At 67.2% G+C, this 22,996-nt stretch carries 11 protein-coding genes and 1 pseudogene; 3 read left to right on the top strand and 9 right to left on the bottom strand.

What is annotated here, in order from left to right:
• Window positions 1-13 precede the first annotated feature (13 nt).
• Both ACIQM0_RS31805 and ACIQM0_RS31800 read right to left on the bottom strand, forming a co-directional pair.
• Window positions 14-2,614 (bottom strand): glycoside hydrolase family 97 catalytic domain-containing protein, encoded by a 2,601-nt coding sequence (locus tag ACIQM0_RS31805; protein ID WP_401293327.1) that lies wholly within the window; start codon window positions 2,612-2,614, stop codon window positions 14-16.
• Between the two features lie 205 nt (window positions 2,615-2,819).
• The gene (locus tag ACIQM0_RS31800; RefSeq protein WP_401293324.1) at window positions 2,820-4,910 is read right to left on the bottom strand and encodes a glycoside hydrolase family 2 protein; all 2,091 of its coding nucleotides are present in this window, start codon (window positions 4,908-4,910) and stop codon (window positions 2,820-2,822) included.
• An 868-nt stretch (window positions 4,911-5,778) separates the two neighbouring features.
• Here ACIQM0_RS31800 and ACIQM0_RS31795 point away from each other — a divergent pair.
• Window positions 5,779-8,820: a glycoside hydrolase family 3 C-terminal domain-containing protein gene (locus ACIQM0_RS31795; RefSeq protein ID WP_401293322.1), complete on the top strand. Its 3,042-nt coding sequence runs from the start codon at window positions 5,779-5,781 to the stop codon at window positions 8,818-8,820.
• A gap of 174 nt (window positions 8,821-8,994) precedes the next feature.
• Here ACIQM0_RS31795 and ACIQM0_RS31790 read toward each other — a convergent pair whose 3' ends face one another.
• The 7 genes and pseudogenes from ACIQM0_RS31790 to ACIQM0_RS31760 all read right to left on the bottom strand — a co-directional run bounded on the left by ACIQM0_RS31790 (window position 8,995) and on the right by ACIQM0_RS31760 (window position 17,079).
• Entirely contained in the window at window positions 8,995-10,197 is a 1,203-nt protein-coding gene (locus tag ACIQM0_RS31790) for a PucR family transcriptional regulator (RefSeq protein ID WP_401293319.1), read from the bottom strand.
• Between the two features lie 292 nt (window positions 10,198-10,489).
• Entirely contained in the window at window positions 10,490-12,289 is a 1,800-nt protein-coding gene (locus tag ACIQM0_RS31785; protein ID WP_401293317.1) for a glycoside hydrolase family 27 protein, read from the bottom strand.
• A 175-nt stretch (window positions 12,290-12,464) separates the two neighbouring features.
• Window positions 12,465-13,373, bottom strand: coding sequence for a carbohydrate ABC transporter permease (locus ACIQM0_RS31780; RefSeq protein ID WP_401293315.1), 909 nt, complete (start codon window positions 13,371-13,373; stop codon window positions 12,465-12,467).
• A complete protein-coding gene (locus ACIQM0_RS31775) occupies window positions 13,370-14,374 on the bottom strand; it encodes a carbohydrate ABC transporter permease (protein WP_401293312.1) in 1,005 nt (334 codons plus the stop codon). Before ACIQM0_RS31775 ends, ACIQM0_RS31780 begins: the two co-directional genes overlap by 4 nt.
• On the bottom strand, window positions 14,371-15,651 hold the full coding sequence (locus tag ACIQM0_RS31770; RefSeq protein ID WP_401293379.1) for an ABC transporter substrate-binding protein: 1,281 nt from the start codon (window positions 15,649-15,651) through the stop codon (window positions 14,371-14,373). The genes ACIQM0_RS31775 and ACIQM0_RS31770 overlap by 4 nt, the downstream gene beginning before the upstream one ends.
• A gap of 551 nt (window positions 15,652-16,202) precedes the next feature.
• Window positions 16,203-16,439, bottom strand: a pseudogene (locus ACIQM0_RS31765) (transposase family protein); the annotation flags it as partial.
• Between the two features lie 283 nt (window positions 16,440-16,722).
• Window positions 16,723-17,079 carry a hypothetical protein gene (locus ACIQM0_RS31760; protein ID WP_401293309.1) on the bottom strand — a complete coding sequence of 119 codons (357 nt, stop codon included), beginning with the start codon at window positions 17,077-17,079 and terminating at the stop codon, window positions 16,723-16,725.
• Between the two features lie 1,052 nt (window positions 17,080-18,131).
• Between ACIQM0_RS31760 and ACIQM0_RS31755 the strand changes: the two genes are divergently transcribed.
• Together ACIQM0_RS31755 and ACIQM0_RS31750 are read left to right on the top strand one after the other, a co-directional pair.
• Window positions 18,132-19,877 carry a glycoside hydrolase family 27 protein gene (locus ACIQM0_RS31755; RefSeq protein ID WP_401293307.1) on the top strand — a complete coding sequence of 582 codons (1,746 nt, stop codon included), beginning with the start codon at window positions 18,132-18,134 and terminating at the stop codon, window positions 19,875-19,877.
• A gap of 663 nt (window positions 19,878-20,540) precedes the next feature.
• Complete coding sequence (locus ACIQM0_RS31750) at window positions 20,541-22,877, top strand: ricin-type beta-trefoil lectin domain protein (protein ID WP_401293304.1); 2,337 nt, start codon at window positions 20,541-20,543, stop codon at window positions 22,875-22,877.
• Window positions 22,878-22,996: the final 119 nt, after the last annotated feature.

The raw sequence follows: 22,996 nt of genomic DNA, 5'->3' as shown, positions 1-22,996 counted from the left end.
TGGGGTGAGTCGGTCAGCCGCGGCTCCATTTCTGGTTGGCGGCCCCGTTGCACGGCCAGATGATCACCTGGGTGCCGTTCGCGGTGCCTCGGTCGTACGCGTCCAGGCACTTCCCGGACGCCACGTTGACGAGGGACCCGCTGGACATCACACGCCACTCCTGGCTCTTCCCGTTGGTGCAGTCCGTGATGATGACCGCGCTTCCGTCGGTGCTCGCACCGTCGCGGACGTCCAGGCACTCGGTGGGGTAGACCCTGAGCTGGTTGGAGGCCGAGGAGGTCCAGATCTGGTTGGATCCGCCGTTGCAGTCCCACAGCGCCGGCCGGGTTCCGTTGCCCGTCGCGTTGTTGGGCACGTCCAGGCAGCGCCCGGACTCGACACCCTTGACTGCTCCGGCGGTGGCGTCCCGTGCCCACCGTTGCTGGGCTCCCCCGTCGCAGCCGCGGATCGCGAGTCCGGTGCCGGTCGAGGTGCCGTGGCCGCGGGCCTCCAGGCACTTGCCCGAGGCGGGGTTGAGCACGGAGCCGTCATCCCTGGCGGTCCACTGCTGGGCGCCGGTGTTGTTGCAGTCCCAGATCTGGACCGCCGTTCCGTCCGCGGTCGCCCCGCCGTCGACATCCAGGCACTTACCGGGGAACACCCGCAGTTGCCTGGCCGGAGTCCCTGTCCAGACCTGGTTGCTGTCCCCGTCGCAGTCCGCGAGGCTGACGTCGGTCCCGTTGGTCCGCGTGCCGTTGGGCACGTCGACGCAGAGGCCGGACTCCTGGCCCTTGAGTATCCCGTCGGTGTCCGGGGAGCCGCAGGTGGTCATTCCCTCGGTGTAGGGGCACAGGACGGAGGCGAAGCCGCCGTTGCGCGCCATCGGCACCGACAGAGTGTCCGAATGGGAGACCACCCGCGTCTCCCGGAGCAGCGGCGTGCCGGAGCCGTCACGGACCGTCTCCAGCAGCCATCGGCCGTCACCGAGGAAGCTCAGTGGTGTCTGGAACGTCTTCGCGGCGAGGGCCGAGATGCCTCCGACGTACCACCTTCCGCCTGCCCGGCGAGCGGTGTACGCCTCCTGCCCGGGGGCACCGGCGAGCAGGCGCGTCTCGTCCCAGGTCGTCGGGAGCTGATCGAGGATGCGCAGCGCCTCAGGCCGGGACTGGTAGCTCTCGGGGTTGTCCGCGTAGTGCTGCCAGCCCGACTCGAAGACGACCGCCGTCGCGAGTTCGTGGGCGTCGGTGGTGTCCCGGTTGTTCATGCTGAAGACGACGGGGGTGAAGTCCATGCTGGAGACGACGTTGCGGGTGAACGGGAGCAGTGTGTTGAAGGCGGCCCGGTTGCTCTGCTGTTCGGCGCCGGAGACCGCTTCCCCCGTCATGACGTGCGGCCAGGTCCGCTGCATGCCTCGCGGGGTTCCGGCGCCGTGGAAGTTGACCAGCAACTTGAGCTGGGCGGTCTGGGCGAGCACGGTGTCGTACCACTTGAGGGTCGGCTGGGTGTACTCGTAGCTGAAGTCGATCTTCACTCCCGCCACGCCCCAGCTCTGGACGAGTGGTAGCCAGTTGGCGCGCTGTTCGGCCGTCTGGAGGGCGGAGGAGTTGAACCAGGCGATCACCTTGACGCCTCGCGCGTCGGCGTACTTGACGAGGTCCGGCATCCAGCTCGACTGCCAGCCCTCGTCGACCAGGACGTAGTCCCAGCCGTGGTGCTGGGCGAAGTCGATGTACTTGCGCTGGCGGGCGGGGTCCGAGGGGCTCGAGTGCTCGGTCAGCCAGGACCAGGCGGACGCTCCCGGCTTGATCCAGGAGGTGTCGCTCACCTTGGACGGCTGGGCGAGGTCGTCGACGATCGTCGACTCGGTGACGGTGGCCAGGTCTCCCACGGCTGCGGTGCGCCACGGCGTGGCCAGAGGCAGCGTCGCGGTGACGGGAGCGTTCGTGATCGAGGTGGCGTAGTTCCCGGACCCCGCCTGATGGGTGAGACGGCTTCCGGCGTAGCGGCCGTCGATGTCCGTCTCGGCCAGCAGCGCGTACGTCGAGCCGATCTGGAACAGGGCGGGCACGGCGTAGGTGTCCGCCGGGGCGCCGCCCGCGGTCGTACGGAACCACCGCCCCTGGTCCTCGCGACTGGCCGGAACCAGCCAGGCGTTCGCCGTCCCCGGCACTTCCCACGAGGACGCCTCCCGCTGGACGGTCACGCTGCCGGTGCCGGGCAGGACGTACCGGTACGCGGCGCCGGTGCTCGACACCCGCACCAGGACGTCCAGCCGCGCGCCGCCCGTCCCGGTGAAGGAGAGGGTGGTCTCGGTATAGGCGGTCTGCCGCGAGCGCGACTTCCCCGTCGTCATCGTGTAGGCCTCGGTGACCGTCCGGTCCTTGCGGCCCGTGAAGGCCAGGCCCTTGGTCAGGTCGGCGGCGGTGGTCTGCACCCCGATGGGGGCGGGGCTCAGCACCGTGGCTCCCTGACGGGAAACCGCGAAGCGCAGGGAGCCGCCGTCGCTGTCGAGACTGACCTGCGCGGAGAGCGGCGCGTTCGCGAACGGACCTGAGACCGTCCACGTGGTGGTGGCAGCGTGCGCCGGCGCCGCGGGGAGAACGACCGCGGACAGGCAGACTGCCAGCAGGTACATGACTAAGAGCCGAGGACTTCTGAACTTGCTCCTGTGCACGGTGATCTCCGTTCATGGGGGGGGGTAGTGCGAGACAGTGTGGAGAGCTGTTGAATTGAAGGTCAACGTTCCGCACAGAAATACACAAATCTCCAACTAGGCTTGTACCGCAGGCCAATTGAGCCGCGCGCACGACCGGGGCCTCGGCTCCATCCGCCGACGTCGATCAGCCCTCACCCGGCGCGCCGGAAGCCAAGGTCCAGGTGACCTTGTCGGTGTACGTCGTACCGCCGATGGAGGCCGTGACGGTGACGATGTTCTCCCCCGGGCGCAGCCGTAGCCCGGTCCACTTGAAGATGTGGTCCGCGCTGCTCCGGCTGGCCAGCGGCGCGCCGTTGAGCACGGCGGAGACCGTCGCCGCACTGGAGTAGACCTTCAGCTCGGCCGCGGCCTCGGTGCGCGAGGTCCAGCGGCGGCTGGTGATGTACAGGGTCGGCTCCGGGGACCAGTTCGCCTTGTACCAGAAGAAGGCGTCCTTGCGGATCAGCCGGTCGCGGGTGACCAGGCCCTTGTCGTTGATCCCGGGCCGGCCGCCCTCGTTGCGCCCGTCGGAGGCGAAGTCGAACATGTTCCAGACGAACGAGCCCCAGACGAAGGGCCGCGCGGCGAGCTGCTTCCAGGACGCCTCGTGCAGCAGCGCCTGGTACTCCTCCGGGTGGAACGCCCCTCCCGGACTGGGCGCGGACGGGTCGAGCGCGTGCTGGTCGGGGTTCGCCCCTGCGCCGAACTCGGACAACGCGAACGTGCGGTTCGGCGAGGCCGCGTGCAGTTTGTCGGCCCATCCCCCGACGTCGTCGAAGGAACCTCCGTACCAGCCGAAGTACTTGTTGTACGCCGTGGTGTCCGCGTGACTCGCCACCTGGGCGTCGTTGCCCAGGTTGTTGGCGTAGGTGCTGATGCGGTCCGGGTCCTCGCTCCTCACGAGCGCGGCGAGTTGGGCGAGCAGCGTGTTGGTGGGTGCGTTGTCGCTGCGCTGCTCGTTGCCGATGCCCCAGAAGACGATCGACGGATGGTTGTAGTTCTGGCGTATCAGTTCACGGAGTTGGTACTGCGTGCTCGCGGTGAAGGCGGCCGAGTCCGTGATGGCGTCCACCAGAGGTATCTCCGCCCACACCACCACGCCGGTGGCGTCGGCGAGGTTGTAGTCCTTCTGATCGTGCTGATAGTGGGCCATCCGGACCGCCGTGGCCCCGATCTCCTTGATCAGGGCGAAGTCCTGTTCGTGGTCGGCGTCGGTGACGGCCCAGCCGGTGACGGCACGGTCCTGGTGCAGATTGACGCCGTGCAGGCTCAGGCGACGGCCGTTGAGCGTGAAGCCGTTGGCGGCGTCGAGGCTGTAACTTCGCAGCCCGAGCGGCTCGGTGACCACATCCGTGATCACGTCCGCGGCCGCGTCCTGGATCTCGACGTGGGCACTGTAGAGGTAGGGGTCGGTCAGGCCGTTCCAGCGGCGCGGATTGGCGATGGTGAGGGTCTGCACGATGTCCGTACCACTGCCGGAGCCGAGCGTCCGCGCTGCGGTGCTCCGGTCTGCCACGACGGTGCCGTTGGCGTGGGTGATGACGGCACGCACCGCTACGGAGCGGCTGGTGGTGTGGTTGTTGAAGAGGGTCACCCGCACGTCGACCGCTGCCGAGGTCGCCGTGACCTCGCGCTGGCGCAGGTAGACGCCGGGACCGGCGTAGTCGAGCATCCGAACCGCGAGCTTCTCGACGGCGTGCAGGCTGACGTTGCGGTAGATGCCGCCCTGGAAGGTGTAGTCGGCGCCGAGCGGGGCGATGTCGGCATTGTGCGCGTTCGTCACTCTGACCGCCAGCACTCCGGTCCTTCCCGGCTCGAGCGCCCCTGTCACACCGAACCGGAAGCGGGAGTAGCCCCCTTGATGCCGGCCGACGTGAACGCCGTCGATCCAGACATCGGCCACCTGGTTGACCCCGGCGAACTGGAGGAAGAGCATCTTCCCCGAAAGGTCGGCCGGCACCGTGACACGCCTCCGGTACCAGCAGACTCCCCGGTAGTAGCCGCCACCGTCGGCCCCGTCCAGGGCGTTCCAGGTGTGCGGGACACTCAGGGAGCTCCACGCGTTGTCGTCGAAGCCCGCTCCCTCCGCTCCCTCGACGTCGCCCTTGTGGAATCGCCAGCCGGAGTTCAGGTCGAGCCGGACTCGCCGAGCGGGCGGGGCGTAGCTCTCCAGCGAGGCCGAAGCCGCGACGGCCGAACCGCCGGCGACGAAGGTGCCGAGAACCCCTCCAGCCATGGTGCCCAATACCAGCCGCCGACTTGGAAGTTCGTTCATGAAGTGCCTCCGGGAGGATGTGGGGGATACCTCGGGTGGCAAGCGCCTCGCGTCGACAAAGGCGCCTGAGACCATCTCGTAAGTTCACGGATATGAACAACCATCTGCAACATGAACTCGGCAGAGGGTGACGCTAGGCGTGGTCGGCCAGACGGTCAAGGCTGCGAGCACCAACGGGCGACACCCGCCGCGAGCTCAGTCCGTCCACCGGCCGTTCACAGATATGAACTTCGGTGGCGAAACCCCACTTCGCCTGCAACTCGCGTTGGCCCTGCGAGTGTTGAGAACTGTTTCTTCGTCTTGTGTCTTGACCTTAAAAGAAACATAAATGCACACTGTGCACCGTCCCTCCATCGAAGCGGAGGGCGTTCCTTACGACGGGCTTCACGGCGGCACTGACCGGCCGCCAGGTCCACAACCCGTTGTGCGATCAGCACCGGCCGGACATCGATGGCCACCGCCCCCCGGGTCGCTCTTCTGCGGTTCGAGGTCCGGTGCTGTCCGGACGAGCTCAATCGCGCTCGCCGCAAGCACCTCGACGGTGATCCGGCGCGCACCACCATCACGCCGTGACCGCACGGTGCTCTGTCCCGTCCTGACGTCTTCCGTCCTGAGCTGCGGACGGCCACGTCATCAGCGCGTTTTGAAACGGAGAAATCTCATGCAACGGAACCGTTGGTCGAGCGCCGCAGTCGGCGGCGCTCTCGTAGCAGCGGGGCTTTTCGGTCAAGCCGGTATCGCACCTCCGGCCACTGCGGCGGCCGCCGCCTGTCCTTGGGTCGGCTCCGGCGCGCCGGTCGGCGACCGGGTGTCGCAGTTGCTCGGCTCGATGTCACAGGACCAGAAGCTGACCATGATCGCCGGCACCGGCAGCAACGCCTACGCCGGCGTGGTCCAGGCAATCCCCGAACTGTGCGTCCCCGAGCTGGACCTGGAGGACGGCCCGTCCGGAGTGGGCCAGCATCTGACCGGCGTCACGCAGTTGCCTTCCGCCGTCAGCGCGGCCGCCACCTGGGACACCGCCGCCGCGCGGGAGTACGGCGCGGTGGTGGGTGCCGAACAGGCGGGCAAGGGGTCTGAGGTAGACCTCGGACCGACGGTGAACCTGGTCCGCGACCCCCGCTTCGGGCGGGCTTTCGAAACAATGGGCGAGGATCCGCACCTGGCCGGAGCGATGGGCACGTCGGTGATCCACGGCGTCCAGAGCCAGGGCGTGATGGCGCAGCTCAAGCACCTGGCGGTGTACAACCAGGAGACCTACCGCAACAGCCCCAGCGATGCCGTCGACATCGACGAGCGCACCCTGCAGGAGCTGTACCTGCCGGCCTTCGAGACCGCCGTACGCGAGGGCGCGCCCTCCTCGGTGATGTGCTCCTACAGCACGGTCAACGGCGACTACGCCTGCCAGAACAAGAACCTGCTCTCCACGGTCCTGCGCGACCAGTTCGGCTTCAAGGGCTTCGTCACCGCGGACTGGGGTGCCACCCACGCGTCCGCGGCATCGGCCAACGCCGGCATGGACATGGAGATGGGCAACCGGAACTACTACGGGGACCAGTTGGAGACCGCGCTGGCCAACGGCTCCGTCACGCAGTCCACGCTGAACACGATGGTGGGGCGCGTCCTCACCGAGATGTTCACCTTCGGACTGTTCGACAAGGCGCCTTCGGGCTCGACCGGCGCCCGCGTGAGCACCGCGGCCCATGTGGCCACCGGGACGGAGGTGGCGGAGAAGGGCACGGTGCTGTTGAAGAACAACGGCGTCCTGCCACTGAGCGCCACCAAGGGCTCGTCGGTCGCGGTCCTGGGAAGCTGGCAGAACTCCGGGGGCGGCAGCGCCTCCGTGCACGCCGACTCCGTGGTGTCGCCGCAGCAGGGCATCGCCGCGCGAGCAGGTTCGGGGGTGACCGTCCAGTACGCCCAGGGGTCGACGGCCGCGTCGACGTTGGCCGGTGTACCGGCGGGAGCACTGAAGCCGACCTCCGGCAGCGGCGACGGCCTCACCGGGCAGTTCTACAACAACACGACCCTCTCCGGCTCCCCGGTACTCACCAAGAACACCACCTCCCTGGACTACACGTGGGGCGGCGCGAGCCCCGGCCAGGGCGTCAACTCCAACAACTGGTCCGCGAAGTGGACCGGCACCCTCAAGGCCCCGGCGACCGGTGTGTACACCTTCGCCACCACCAGCGACGACGGCAGCAGGCTGATCCTGAACGGCAAGAAGCTGGTCGACCAGTGGGGAGACCAAGGCACCCAGAACCGGTCCGCCAGTGTCCGTCTGACCGCCGGGCAATCCGTCCCGATCGAGATCGACTACTACAACAAGTCCGGGGACAGCCGGCTCGGCCTGTCCTGGACGCCGGCCGACTACACCGACAGCGCGATCAGCGAGGCCGTCTCACTCGCCAAGAAGTCCTCGGTCGCGGTGGTCTTCGCCAAGACCGACACCTCCGAGGGCTCGGACCTGAAGGACATCGAGCTTCCCGGTGACCAGAACCAGTTGATCGCGCAGGTGGCCGCGGCGAACCCGCGGACCGTCGTGGTGCTCAACACCGGCTCGGCCGTCACCATGCCGTGGCTGGACCAGGTGGCCGGGGTGTTCGAAGGCTGGTATTCCGGCCAGAGCGAGGGCACCGCGATAGCCGCACTGCTGTACGGCGACGTCAACCCGAGCGCCAAGCTCCCGGTGTCGTTCCCCAGGTCGCTGAACGACGTGCCCGCCAACACCGCCGTCCAGTGGCCGGGGCAGAACGACCGCGTGCAGTACAGCGAGGGCCTGGCCATGGGCTACCGCTGGTACCAGAGCAAGGGCATCGAACCGCTCTTCCCCTTCGGCTACGGCCTGTCGTACACCACGTTCGGCTACGGCAGCCTGCGGGTCAGCGGCCCGGACGCGCACGGCGACTCCACCGTGAGCGCGACGGTCACCAACACCGGCAGCCGGGCCGGAGCGGAGGTCGCCCAGCTCTACGTCACCTCGCCGACCACCGGCGAGCCCGGCAGACAGCTCAAGGGCTTCCAGCGGGTGGAGCTGAGTCCGGGCGAGAGCAAGCAGGTCACCTTCCCCGTCTCCCTGCGCGACCTGTCGCATTGGGACACCCAGGCCCACAAGTGGGTCGCCGACGTCGGGAGCTACGGCATCTCCGTGAGCGACTCCTCCGCGAGCAACAAGCTCGCCGGCACCCTGAAGGTCACGTCGACGGCCACCGGCAACACCGTCACCGTGAGCAACCCGTCCGGCATGAGCAGCCTGGTGGGCAGCTCGGCAACGCTGGCCGTGCGCGCCTCCGACTCGGCCTCCGGCCAGAAACTCACCTACAGCGCTTCCGCGCTGCCGGCCGGCCTCTCCATCGACTCCGGCACCGGAACGATCTCCGGCAAGGCCCAGTCGGCCGGTACGAGCACGGTCACCGTCACCGCCACCGACGGGACCGGAGCGACGGGGAGCACCGCGTTCGTCTGGTCCGTGGTCAAGCCCAGCAGGTCCGGGCCCATCATCTCCGGATTGTCGTCCTCGCTCTGCCTGGACGACCGTGCCGCCTCCACCACCAACTACAACCCGGTGCAGACCTACACCTGCAACGGCACCACGGCCCAGCAGTGGACTCTCGGCGCGGACAACACGCTCCGGGTCCTGGGCAAGTGCCTCGACGTCAAGGCCGCCGGTACGGCCGACAAGACCCCCGTGGGCATCTACGACTGCAACGGCTCCGGGGCTCAGATCTGGCAGCCGCAGTCCAACGGCGCTCTGCTCAACACGGGCTCCGGTAAGTGCCTCGACATCCCGGCCGCCTCCGTCGAGGTGGGCGTCCCGGTGCAGATCTACGAGTGCAACAACACCAGTGCACAGAAGTGGGCCCTGCCTTGACGGGTATCCGCCAGAACAGTCCGACCCGAGGGTCCTGAGCGGGTCTGCCTGACTCGGGTGGACCAGGTCCCCCGGCAGGCCCGTCGATCCCGCCTCCGCACCCCGTCGGTTCACGACGGGTGCGGAGGCGGGATCGACTGCGTCTTCGCTGCCGACGTCATGGGGCGGATCGGCTCAGGTACGTCGTCGGTTCAGCAGCCACCACGCGGTCACCAGGTCCTCGGTGTGATGCAGGTTCAGCCCGGTGAGTTCCTGGAACCGGTTCACCCGGTACCGGACGGTGTTCGGGTGCACGGCGAGCCGGCCGGCGACCTCTCGCACCTCATGGTCGCATGCGAGGTACTCGCGCACAGTCTGCTCGATCTCACTGCTCGACCGCCCTGCGGCGTCCAGCGGTGCCAGGTGGCGGGCGGAGAGGGCCTCTGCGGTGTGCGGGTCGGCCAGCACGAGCGGCCGCGGCCCCAGGTCGGGCAGGCTTACGACGCCGGACATGGCGAACCGCTCTGCGGTCGACAGCGCCAGGACTGCCTCGTCGAACCCGCTTTTGAGCTCGTCGAGCGGCAGAGGTGTACCGGCCGCCACGAGGTGACCGACGACGGAGGCGGGCGCTTCCGGCGCGATGATGCCAAGTGCCCCTCCGACCTGGGCGATCAGGAGCCGGTCCGCCGGGAGGCGAAGGACGGAGGCGATGGCGCGGCGGACCGCGCCGGCTTCGTCGGCGGACGCCGTCCGGGCAGCGAGGGCCACGTGGCGCGCCTGGGGGGCGAGCCCGAAAAGGTGGGCATCACGGTTGATCCGCTCGGCCGCGAGGGTTCCGCTGAGCACGCCGCTCGCGAAGGCCGAGCGGCGTTCGGCGTCGAAGTGCGCGCGCTCCAGGATCAAATCATGCTGGACCCGGGCGAACACCGCGGACGCCTCGTTCGAGAACTCCCAGGTGCTGTCGTGCACAGCGAGCAGGAGGTCGGGGGGCAGCCCCACCTCGGCGGCCACCTCGTCCACCAGCACGAGCATCTCCCGGGAACCGAGCTGGTAGCCGACGGTGACCACGTCGAGCGGGACGCCTTGGCCGGCGCGCTCGACCGCGTAGCTGCGGAGGATTTCGCGCAGGGCCTCGTCGGGGACTCTCAACGAGGCAAGCTCCGAGACGAGGATGTCCATGAAACGTCGGCCGGAAGACCGGATCTCCTCGTCCGGAAGCACGGCGTAGCCGGGGACATGCCGACGGATCAGCGTGAGCAGACGGTCGGCGAAAACGTCTCGCAGCGTGCGCAGGCGGTCGACGGCGGCGACCACTGCGCGATGTGTGGAGACGTCGAGGGCGGCCAGGTCCGGCATGCGCCGTCGGGCGGGCCAGGCTGTAGGGATCTCGTACTCCATGTCGGCAGCGTATCCACGGGCATTTTGTTCTGGAGCACAAACACGTCACGCAAAAGGCGCTGCGGATTTCTTGGCTTGAAAGGAACTATGCGGCCACACAGCGGAGAAGTACGCGGCGACCTTGTTCCGGCGGACATGCCCCCGTCCGTTCTGGTGATCGGACGGGGGGCATCGTGCGCCGACCCGACCGGCCCGTGACCGCAGGCCGGCGGAGCGGGTGGTACGTCCGATGGTGCCCCCGCCCGCTGTGCAGCGGGCAGGGGCGCCGGGTCGGTCGGTACCACCACGTTTCCTAGTAGTCCCAGGACCACCTTTGGTTCGCATTGCCGTTGCAGGTCCACAGCTGCAGTTCGGTGCCGTTCGCGGTCTTGGCGCCCTTCACGTCGAGGCACAGACCGGACTTCTGGGCGACGATGGTGCCGTCACTGTTCACGGTCCATTTCTGGGACGTCCCGCCGTGGCAGTTCCACTGCGAGACCTTCGTCCCCGGGGTGGTGCCGTTCTCGTAGACGTCCAGGCACTCGGTGGCTCCCATGGTGCGCAGCTCGCCGCTGGAGGTCGGTGAGATCTGCTGGTTGAGGCCGCCGTTGCAGTCCCAGATCTGCTCCTTGGTGCCGGGGAAGTAGACGTTGCCGCCGGCGGTGTCGATGCACTTGCCGGACTGTGCGCCGACCAGAGCGCCGGTGCCACCCGTACCGGAGGTCGGGACCGCTGCCACGAGGGCCACTCCTCCGGGGGCCACGCTGGTGGTGTAGGTGCTGACGGTGCCCAGCGGCTTGTCGTTGTTGATCATGTCGGTGATCTTCGCCTGGCCGCTGAGCCCGAGCTGGGCGAGCGGCAGACTGAAGGTGTGGCTGGCGGAGACGTCGGTGTTGAAGACACCGACGTACCAGGTGCCGTTCTTCTCACGCTTGGCGAAGACCTGTTCGTTCCCGCTCTTGATGAACCGGGAGGCGGGAATGCCGTCCTGGTCGATCGCGATGAGCCTCTTGTTGGCCAGCAGTTCCTTGTCGGCAGGGTCGAGGTGGGTCAGGTCGGCGCCCAGCATGTACTGGGAGCTCGTCAGCGCCCAGAGCGCCATGTTCGTCTGTCGCTGCGGTGGGGTGAGGCCGTCGTTCTCGCCGTTGCCGACGCCGAACGAGTCGAGGTCGTTCCATCCCCCCTTCCCCGCGTTGGGCTGGTGCAGGGCCGCGTCGTCGAACCTCTTGTAGACGTTGGCCCAGCTGGTGAGCGGGAAACTGTAGCCCTTCGGGCTGGCCCCGATATCGCCGTCGATTCGCCAGGAGTTGGCAAGATCCGACCAGGTCTGTCCGTTGGCGGCCGACAGACTCGCGGACAGGTTCAGCGCGATCGGCCGGCCGGTCTGCTGCAACGCCTCGGACCAGGCCGTGACATCGGCCGTCTTCGACGGACCGACCCCGTCGAGTTTCAGGTAGTCCACGCCCCAGTCGGCGAACTGGTCCGCCCAGGAGTCGATGAACTCCTGTGCCCCGGGCTTGCTGAAGTCGATGTTCCGCATGCCCTTGCAGTTGAAGTTGCTCGCGCTGGTCGACGTGGCGATCTGGTCCGCCGTGTAGGAGGTACCCTCGATCTTCGTCCTCTTGGCCACCGCTTGGGCGGAGATGCCCGGTGTCACGTACAGGCCGAACTTCAGCCCCTTGCCGTGCACGTAGTCGGCGAGGACCTCCATGCCGTCCTTGGTCCCGCTGCCCGGGAACAGTGAACCGTCGGTCACCCAACGGCCGTTGACATCCACGTCGGGCCCTTGGCTCCCCGGGCACCTGTACCAGAAGTCGTCCATGTTCGCGTAGTCGTAGCCGAGGTCTCTCAGCCCGCTGGACACAAGGGCGTCGACCTGGTCCTTGAACTTGCCCGCAGTGGGGTCCCGTTGCAGAAATCCCCAGCCGCTCCACCCCATCAGCGGTGCGTCGACGGCCAGGCCGTTGTCCAGCGTCGGGGCGGCGTCCACCGGTACCGCGGCGGCCCGTACCGCCGCGGTACCGGTTTCGTGCGGCGACGCCACCGCTTGCGGCACCGCGAGTCCGGCACCGACGGCGAGGGCCAGTGCCGGCACCATCCATCGAGATCTCATGTTTCTTCATCCTCGTTCCTGGGAGCGTGTGACCGGTCCCGGCGTGCGGAACCGTAGGGAGGCCTCCCCTGGCGCCCGGCCTCGGAGGTGTCTCTCGCCTCCCTGCGGGCCCGCCGCCGGAGCACCGTCCGCGCAGGCGTACAGCCCCAGGACCGGCAGGTCGGCGTATTGGCTCTCAGCCCTTGTTGGCGCCGAGGGAGAGCCCCGAGATGAACTGCTTCTGCAGGAGGACGTAGACGACCAGGGTCGGTATCGCAGCGATCATCGCGCCGGCCGCGATCAGGTTCTGGTTGCTCACGAACTGCCCCTGGAGGTTGGCCAGGGCGGACGTGACCGGGCGTTTGTCGCCGGACGACATCAGCGTGATGGCCCAGAAGAAATCGTTGTAGATCCAGGTGGTCAGCAGAGTGGCCAGGGCCGCCAGGGCCGGGCGGCACAAGGGGATCGTGAGGCGCCAGAAGCGGGTCCACAGGCTCGTCCCGTCCACCAGCGCCGCCTCGTACATGTCTCCGGGGATCGACTTCATGTAGTTGCTCAGCACGAAGACGCAGAATCCCAGCTGGAAGGCCACGTTGATGGTGATGAGACCGAAGGCGGAGTTGTACATCAACCCGCTCTCCGCAAGGAAAGTCGGCAGTGGAATCTTCAGGTACATCCTGAAGAGCGGTGTGATGATCACCTGCTGGGGCAGCAGGTTGCCGGCCGTGAACAGGATGAGCAGGGCCACGTTCACCTTGATGTTCACCCGGGTGAGAACGAACGCCGCCCCGGAGGCGAGTGCGAGCACGATGAGGACCGCCGGCACCGTGATGAGGATCGAGTTCCAGAAGAACCGCCCCATGTCCGCCTGGGACCACGCGTCGCTGAAGTTGCTCAGCGTCAGACTGTGCGGTAGCGAGACGTACCCGTGCTCGCGGGTGTCGGAATACGGACGGAGCGCGGCGTAGAGCGCGAAGCCGATCGGCAGCAGCCACAGCACGGACGCGCTCACCAGGAAAATCTGCGCGAGAACCTGGCCTCTCGGGCGCGCCTTGCCGACCTGGCGCACCGGCCCGGTGGCCCCCGGGCGCGTCTGCGGATTCACTGTGCTCCCTCTCTGCGGAAGGTCTGACGGAGGAAGACGCAGATCGGCAACAGCGAGATCAGCAGCAGTACGACGCCGAGCGCGGATCCGAAGCCGACCCGTTGGGTCTCACCGACGATGTTGGAGGTGACCAGGACTGACAGCAGTTCGAGTCCGTTGATGCCCTTGTTGGTGATGTAGACGAGGTCGAACGCACGCAGCGACTCGATGACCGTGATGACCATGATGACCACGTTGATCGGGCGCATCACGGGAAAGACGACGCGCCAGAAGGTCTGCCAGGCGTTGGCGCCGTCCATCCGGGCGGCCTCCCGCAACGTCGGGTCGACGGCTTTCAGGCCGGCCAGGTACAGGACCATCACGTACCCCGCTTGCCGCCAGGTGGCCTCCAGCAGGACTGCCCACAGGTTCAGGTCCGGGTCGCCGAGCCAGTCGATGGCGTTGTCGTCCCCGGCACGGCCGATGACGGTGTTGATCACGCCGTAGTTCTGCGAGTACATGAACTCCCAGATGATGCCGATCAGGGCCAGCGAGAGCATGACCGGCAGGAACAGGATGCTCTGGTACATGCGACTGCCCCTGATGCCTCGGTCGATGACGACCGCGAACACCATCCCGAGCGGCGTGGCGATCACCACGAAGACAGCGAGCCAGATGAAGTTGTGCTGGACCGCGGGCCAGAACTCCGGGTAGTTGGTGGCGGCCTGGTGGTAGTTCTGGACGCCGGTCACACATCCGTTGTTGAGAATCGAGGGCAGAGCCGGGTCGCACGCTTTGGTGTGCAGGTCCCCCACGCCGTTCCACCGGGTGAACGACAGCAGTACGGTGCCGAGCGCCGGGAACCACACGAAGGCCAGGCTGAGCAGAAGGGGGACCCCCAGCAGCACGGCGACGACGATACGGTCCCGGGTGTTCAGGTGTTGCAGGCGCCGTCGCTTGCGCCGGACGATCGGGCGGCCGGGCCGCGCCGGCAGCCGGTGGGTGCGGTTCACGGTGCTCATCCGGTGTAGATCGCCTTCGCCTGGGATTCGGCGCTCTTCTGCAGAGAGGCGATGTTCTTGGTGCTGGGGTCGCCGATGAACTTCTGGATGAGGGAGATCATCGCGGTGGCCATGGCGGGATCCGCGTCCCGGTCCATGAACTGGCCGACGGCCTTGCACTTGGCTATCTCGGCCACCGACTTCTGCTGGATGGCGTTGTACGAGGGCACCTTCAGGCCCTTGGCCAGCCCGACGTCCCATTGGTCGGTCCTGAGGTACTCGGCCTCGGCCTCGCCCGTTCCGATGTACTCCAGGACGGCCTTCGCGGCAGCGGGGTTCTTCGCCTTGGCGCTCAGCATGAAGCCGTCCGCGGGCGCGTCCATGTAGTCCTGGCCCCACTTCGGGTTGATCCCGGGAAAGGGGAAGAAGTCCAGGTCGTCGAGGTCCGACTTGTCGCTGACGAACTGCGCGGCCACCTGGTTGGTGCCCTGGAACATCATCCCGGCCTTCTTGGACTCCAGCGTCTTGGCCGCGTCCTGCCAGGTGCGGCCGTTCGCGCCGCTCTGCACGTAGGGCATCATCTCCGCCCAGTGCTGGAAGACCGTGTGCACGCCCTGGTCGGTCCACGGGATCTCGTGCTTCATCAACTTGACGTGGTAGTCGTACCCGTTGAGCCGCATGTTGAGGATGTCGAACGTACCGAGCGCCGGCCAGCCGTCCTTCTCGCCGAACGCGATGGGGATGAGTCCGTCGGACTTCATCGTCTTGCAGAGCGTCAAGTACGCGTCCCACGTGGTGGGCACGGTGTAGCCGTTCTCCGCGAACAGGCTCTTCCGGTAGAAGACGACCCACGGGTAGTTGTACAGGGGGACGAGGTACTGGCGTCCGTCGAGGCCGGTGGAGAGCTGCTTGGCGACGGGGCCGAAGTTGCCGCCGATCTTCTCCCACACGTCGTCGATCGGCGCGGCCAGGCCCTGGGCCGCGAAGTACTGCATCCGGTACCCGGCGAACCAGGTGAAGAGGTCGTCCGGTGTGCCCTGCAGATAGCTGGTGATGTTCTGCTGGAACGAGTTGTGGTCAACCGTGTTGATCTTGACCTTCACCTTGGTCGACGCGCCCGCGGAAGCGGTGAGAGCGGCGAAGGCATCCTTGGTCGCGGGGTCGGAGTAGTTCGACCCGAAGGTGACCGTGCTGCCGGCCACAGGACCGGCCGGCTTGCCCGCCCCACCGGAATCCGAGTCGTCTCCGCAGGCCGCGAGCAGACCTCCCGCCGCCACCGTCAGACCAGCGGCGCCCATGCCCTTGAGCAGGCTCCTGCGGGTGTGAGCAGCGGCGGGGGTGACGACGTCTCTGTCCGGGTCGACAGCCGACATGATGCCTCCATGGCGTGAATGATGTGAGCCGAGATTCGGTGGGCCGAGAGGTCGTCGAGCGGAGCGGATCTGAACTGCCTCGTCCCGACGGATTCCAACAGAAGCCACCAATTTGCAACGCAATCGATCGCAGGCGTAGTTCTACGCCCGTCTCACAGCCGCGTCTACGTTCTCGGCCACAAACAACTTTGGAGCGCGATATGACTCACCGCCGTTCCCGACAGCGGCTCCGCACGGTCCACCGCCAAGGCGCCCTGGCGCCAATACGCCTGCCGCGTAGGCGACTTGCAGAAGCCACAGGTCGGCCCGGAGCGGGCGCCGGCGAAGCGTCACCCTCGCCGTGGGAGGGGGATCGACCGTCAGGACGCGAGATCGCATCGCCCAGCGCCCGTCGCCGCAGGCTCCCTGATAGATGACCACCTTCGGATCAGAGACCTGCCACTGAGCCTTTTCCAACCTGATGTTGGGGCGTGGTGAAGGACGTCGACGGCCTCGCGTACGTAACGGAAGGCGGTCGCGATCCCGATACCGAACCCTGCGGCGCTGCGCGTAGGTGTCACCACCTCGCGGGTGGGCGAGGACGAGCAGTGCCTGACGCCCTGGCGTCGGCCGTCACCACCGCGTACCGATCTCCCGCCGCCGGGAGGTGAGTGTCCAGCCAGATACCGCAGGGTGCGACTGGACAGGTCGATCGACGACGGACAGACAGGCACGCAAGGCTCCTGGCAAGAGGGTGAATCTTGGTCGTACCACCGTCCACAGGAGCCTCGTCGTTACGCGGGAGCGTCCAACTCGTTTCTGCCACGGCCAGGTTGGAAAGGACTCACCCGGCGCTCCGCCGCCTACGCCCACTTCCGTGGCAGGACGGAGTCATGCAGCGCCAACCATGCCGTCGCGCAATTCCCCGTTCGCGTCCATGGATGGGAGGTCGGTCCAGCCCGTCGGCCGAGCCCTGCACCCTGTACGTGCTGCCGGCCGCGGACACCCAGCTCAAGGTCACCTGATCGAAGGCGGCGCTGCCGCCGAGGCCGACCGCCGACCAGCTGTCGGAGTGGGTTCGGTCGACGGCGACGTGGTGGCTGCCTTTCCCTCGGCCAGGTTGGTGCCACCGGCACCGTCGCGGATCTCGCAGGCGTACGGCGAGAACTTGCACTTGGGGCGGCCGGTGACCCACTGCGTGCGGACATGGCGGTAGGACGACCGCGACGAGATCAGCTTGTCGAGCCGAGGGCCGGGAGCGGCGCCCTGGGCATTGCCTCTGTCCTGGGAGTACCCGGTGGCCGAGCCCTCGACGGCGGTGTAAGTGTGATTGCCGCCCAGGCCCGCCAGGCCCGGCATCATGAGGTTCTGCACCGCACGACCCCCTCGTCAGCGGCGGTGCCGCTGGTGGCGTAGACGACGGCGCCCGACATGACGCTGTCAAAAAGCACTGGTCAGTTTGGGTGCCCCAGACCCACCGTCAATGGCTCGGCCATCATCGCAGTGTGGCAGAGGGAGGAGCGGCAACAGGAAGGCCGACGGGCGCGAGCGGCGCATGTGGCGGACACGCTGAGGCCGCTGCTGACCGTATCGGTCACGGCGGCCTTTCGAGCGACATCGCGCCTCCATGACGTGATGTTCAAAGCTGGGTCGAGAGTGGTCGGTCGCCGACCGGAGCGATCTCGTCGAACGCGGGTACAGCGCGAATTCAGCGGAAGTCACAGAGTTGGAATGAGAGCAACGGCAGACACGTTCTACGCCCGCCCCGCGTCGCTGTCCATGTTCGCAGCGACAAACAAGCTTGGAATTCCGACTCTTCGCCATGTCAGGGCCTGATCATTCCTCGATGACCAATTGACCCCGCTCGACTCCCTGCTTATTTGTATGTGCAGCGTTGACGGAAACGACCACGACTACACACTGTTACGGCAGCTGTGGTTCCGGCCGGTAGGGCTTCGTGGCCGGTCAGCGGACCGGGGCGACCAGGCGGTACTGGCGCGACGAGGGCCGGCGGCGAGGAGTTGTCGGCGGCTTTCGTGGATGCGGTGTGCCGCGGGTGGCGGGTGAAAAGGAGGGCTTCCGGCTCGTCCCGCCCGGCGTTCGCAAGGTCCCGCGGAGGCTTCGGATCGCCGCCCCGCCCCGCGGGACATGGTCGCGACCACGTCTCGCACGGTTTCATCTCGCCCCCATCAACACCAGGCCTCTCAAGCCCGCATCACTGGAACAGCACCACCCCCATAGAGCCCATTTGACCAGCTATAACGGCCCACCAATCAACAACTAGCCGCAACGCGAGCCCCTGAGCTGATTGAATTTGTGCGATCGAGTCCACTTGGTCGAACGCATTGACACCCGATCGAACACTAGGGCTCAATACGGAACAGTCCGAAACTCCTGACGCGAAGTAAATCGACTTAAGGAGAGGCATGTCCAAACGCACGTTCGTCGCGACGGTTGCCCTGGCGTCGTCGCTGTTCTTCTCCACCCTGACGGGCTCGACGCCCGCGCAAGCCCAGGACAACGGGGCGTCGCGGACGCCGCCGATGGGGTGGAGCAGCTGGAGCTCCGTCAGAAACAACCCGACCGAGGCCAAGATCAAGGCCCAGGCTCAGGCGATGCACGACTCGGGCCTGATGTCGGCCGGTTACAAGTACATCAACCTGGACGACTACTACATCAAGAACCCGGGCACCACCGTCGACCAGTACGGTCGTTGGGTCGTCGACACCGGCAAGTTCCCGAGCGGTATGAAGAACCTGGGCGACTTCATCCACGGCCTGGGCGAGAAGTTCGGCATGTACGTGACGCCGGGCATCCCGAAGGCCGCGTACGACCAGAACACCCCGATCGAGGGCACGCAGTACCACGCACGGGACATCGTCTCGAGCACGACGACGTTCGAGTCGAACTACGGCGGGTTCGGCGATGTCATGTACTTCATCGACTACGGCAAGAACCCCACCGCGGCGCAGGCGTTCGTGAACTCGTGGGCGAACCTGTTCGCCTCCTACGGGGTCGACTACATCAAGATCGACGGCGTGCACACCAGCGACCAGGACGACGTCATCGCCTGGTCGAAGGCGCTGAACCAGACCGGTCGCACCATCCACCTCGGCCTGTCGAACACCCTGGACATCAACAACGTCAAGACCTGGCAGCAGTACTCCAACAGCTGGCGGACGGGAGGTGACATCGAGTGCTACTGCTCGACCCTCACCAACTGGAGTAACGTTGGGCCGCGTTGGGCCAGCCTGGCTCAGTGGGGGCAGTACGCCGGTCCGGGTGGCTGGAACGACCCGGACTCGATCGAGGTCGGAAACGGTGACCACAACGGTCTGACCGTGAACGAGCGGCAGAGCGTGATCACTCTGTGGGCGATCACGCGGTCGGTGATGATGTTGGGGAGCGACCTGACCAACCTGGACGCCGGCGACCTCAACATGCTGAAGAACGCCGAGGTGACCAACGTCAACCAGACCGACTCCGTGGTGGCCAGTCAGATCTCGAACAACAACGATCTGCAGGTGTGGGCCACGAGGCAGAAGAACCCGGACGGCAGTTACACGGTGGCGTTGTTCAACCGTTCCGACCGGGCCGGCAAAGAGACCGTCACGGCCAACTTCTCCGACCTCGGCTTCAGCGGCTCCGCCACCGTGCGCAACCTCTGGGGCAAGTCGAACGAGACTCTCACCAACTCCGTCAGCCGGAGTCTGGCCCCGCACGAGTCCGCGCTGTTCAAGGTCACCCCGTCCGGCTCCGCGACTCCGGTCGGCGGCAACCTGACCAGTGGCCTCTCCGGTCGCTGTGCCGACGACCCGAACAGCACCCTGGTGAACGGCACTCAGCTGGACGTGTGGGACTGCAACGGCGGCGCCAACCAGAAAATCACCTACAGTTCCTCGGCCAGAACGTTGAAGGTGCTGGGCAAGTGCTTCGACGTCCACGGCGGCGCCACCACCGCCGGTACGCACGTTGAGATCTACGACTGCAACGGCGGCACCAACCAGCAGTGGAACGTCAACTCCAACGGCACGATCACCGGCGTCCAGTCCGGGCTCTGCCTCGACGTCACCGGGGCCACCAACCCCAACGGCGCCGGCCTGGAGTTGTGGAACTGCAACGGCGGCGCCAACCAGAAGTGGACCCTCGGCTCCGGCGTCAGGGTGGCCTGACGAACCGATCCGTGACCATCGCTCGTGATCGAACGGGCTGTTCGCACGGATCCACTTGTGGTCCGTGCGAACGCCGCGTCACTGGACAACAGGGGTACGGGAACGCGTCTTGGATGCCGTCCTCGGCCAGGCGCGATCACCTCAGGCTCGTAAACGGGAGAGCGAGCGTGGATGGTTCCCACGTTCACACGTCTTCGATCGGCCGGTGACGCACCCCGCTCCGCCCTCGCAACCTCGCACACTGGCGCCACAGGCTGTCGACCACGGCGCTCCTGCCGATGGCTCTGCACATGACCGGACTGCCCGCCTCCGCCCCGGCAACTAAGGTCCAGTCCTGGATCGACGAACTCGATCAGGTCGCCCGGAGCGTGCGGGGATGTCGGGCCGATGAACCCCGGAGCGCCGGCCCAACGGTCGTGGCTGCGCGACGGAGGCGCGTACGGCTGTGACCTGCGCGTCGCTGTGATGGTGAAATATGCGAAGTGCGAACTTATTTCTTTGTCGCAAAGTTTGACCCGAAAAGAAACAAGACAGCACACTGTGCCCCATTCTACCGGCGATACCCGCCGCGCTCGGTCGAGCCGGCGCCGACCGCCGCCCCACGGTGAAGGATGATCCATGCGCCGATTATTGCGATTTACTCCACTCTGGATACTGGCCCTGGTGGCCTCAGCGCTCGGGGTCTCGGTCGGTCCCGCCCAGGCCGCGACCACGTCCATCACGGTGGACGGCACCCTGAGCGGCCGGACCTTCGACGGCATCGGGGCGATCAGCGGCGGCGGGGGCAACTCCCGCCTGCTGATCGACTATCCGGCCGCCCAGCGGTCGCAGATCCTGGACTACCTGTTCAAGCCCGGATACGGTGCGGCCCTTCAGTCGCTGAAGCTGGAGATCGGTGGCGACGCCAACTCGACCGACGGATCGGAGCCGTCGATCGAGCACACCCGCGGCCGGATCAACTGCAACGCCGGCTATGAGTTCTGGCTCGGTGAGCAGGCCAAGGCCCGCAACACCGACATCGCGTTGTACGGGCTCGCGTGGACCGCGCCGGGCTGGATCAACGGCGGCTTCTGGTCGACGGATACGATCAACTACCTGATCTCATGGCTCGGTTGTGCCAAACAGCACGGCCTGAACATCAAGTACCTCGGCGGGTGGAACGAGCGAGGCCACAACGTCGACTGGTACATCCAGCTCCGCTCCGCGCTGAACGACGCCGGCTACGGCAGCGTGCAGCTGGTCGCCGACGACAGCGGCTGGGACGTCGCGGACGACATGGCCGCCAACACGGCGTTCAAGAACGCCGTGTCGGTGATCGGGGCCCACTACCCCTGCGGCTACGGCAACGACAACATCGCGACGACCTGTTCGACCACGACCACCGCGCGCAACAGTGGCAAGCCGCTGTGGGCCAGCGAAGGCGGGTCGAACGACATGGACAGCGGGGCCCCCGCCCTCATCCGGGCGATCACCCGGGGCTACACCGACGCGCGGATGACCAGCTACTACAACTGGCCGCTGATCGCCGCCATCACCCCGAACCTCCCCTACTCCACGGTCGGTCTGGCCACCGCCGGCTCGCCCTGGTCGGGGCACTACTCGATCGGTTCGAGCACCTGGGCCACCGCGCAGGTCACTCAGTTCACCAAACCGGGCTGGCGGTTCATCGACAACGCCTCCGGATATCTCGGCGGGTCCGAGACCAACGGCTCCTACGTGACGCTGAAGTCGAACACCGGCAACGACTACTCCACGATCCTGGAGACCACCACCTCCAACTCCTCGCAGACGGTCGACCTGCGCGTGCAGGGCGGCCTGTCGACCGGCACCGTCCATGTCTGGGCGACCAACGTCAACAACCCCTCGGGCCAGGCGTTCGTCCACACCCAGGACATCACGCCGAACAACGGGACGTACACACTCACGATGCAGCCGGGCTGGATCTACACCGCCAGCACCCTGAACAGCGCGGGCAAGGGCGCCGCGACCGCCCCGGCGGCCCACGCCCTCGCGCTGCCCTACGCCGACAACTTCGACGCCAACGCCGACGGCACCGAGGCGAAGTACCTCTCCGACATGCAGGGCTCCTACGAGGTCCAGCCGTGCGCCGGCGGCCGGTCGGGCAAGTGCGTGCAGCAGATGGCCCCGGTCAAGCCGATCGAGTGGCAGGACGACTCCGACGCGTACTCCCTGATCGGCGACACGTCCTGGACGAACTACACCGTCAGCTCCGACGTGTTGCTGAGCAGCGCCGGCACCACCGAGCTGCTGGGCCGCGCGAACACGCAGGCCCGGCCGCAGTCGCACATGAACGCGTACTACCTGCGCATCCGCGACACCGGAAAGTGGTGGATCGAGAAGATGTACACCGACGGTTCGAACCACACCCTCGCCACCGGCACCACCACCGCCCTGGGCACCGGCAGGTGGCACAACCTGGCCCTCACCTTCCAGGGATCGCAGATCAGTGCCAAGGTCGACGACCGTCAGATCGGATCCGTCAGCGACACCGCTTTCTCCAGCGGTCAGGCCGGCCTGGGGATCCAGGGCTACCGCACCGACCAGTTCGACAACCTGTCCATCACCCCCGGCACCGGCGGGGGCACCGGCGTCGGAACCGGTCCCGTCACCTCGGCGCTGAACACCGCCAAGTGCCTGGACGACTACACCGCGTCCACCACGGCCGGCGCGGTGGTGGACATCTGGGACTGCAACGGCTCCAGCGCCCAGCGGTGGACCGTCGCCAACAGTTCGGCGACCGTCAACGGACTGTGCCTGGACGTGGTCGGCAACGCGACCGCCAACGGTTCGCCCGTGGGCCTGTGGACCTGCAACGGCCAGAGCAACCAACGGTGGACCGTCAGCAACGGCGCCCTGGTCAACTCCGGCAGCGGACGCTGCCTCGACATCCCCGGCGGCAACACCGCCAACGGCACCGCCCTCGTCCTCTGGGACTGCAACGGCGGCGCCAACCAGCGGTGGAACCTCCCGACCGGCTGAACCCCCTTCGTGGGGGGGGGGGGGGGGGGGCGCCGGCCCCCCCCCCCCCCCCGGGCGGGGGCGGGGGGGGGGCCCCCCCCGGGGCCCCCCCCCCCCCCCCCCGCCCCCCCCCCCGCCCA

Origin of the sequence: Streptomyces sp. NPDC091387 (genome assembly GCF_044756945.1) — a bacterium.
Lineage (GTDB): Bacteria > Actinomycetota > Actinomycetes > Streptomycetales > Streptomycetaceae > Streptomyces.
The sequence above is the reverse complement of the archived record's forward strand: the minus strand, read 5'-3'. Positions and strand labels throughout refer to the sequence as shown.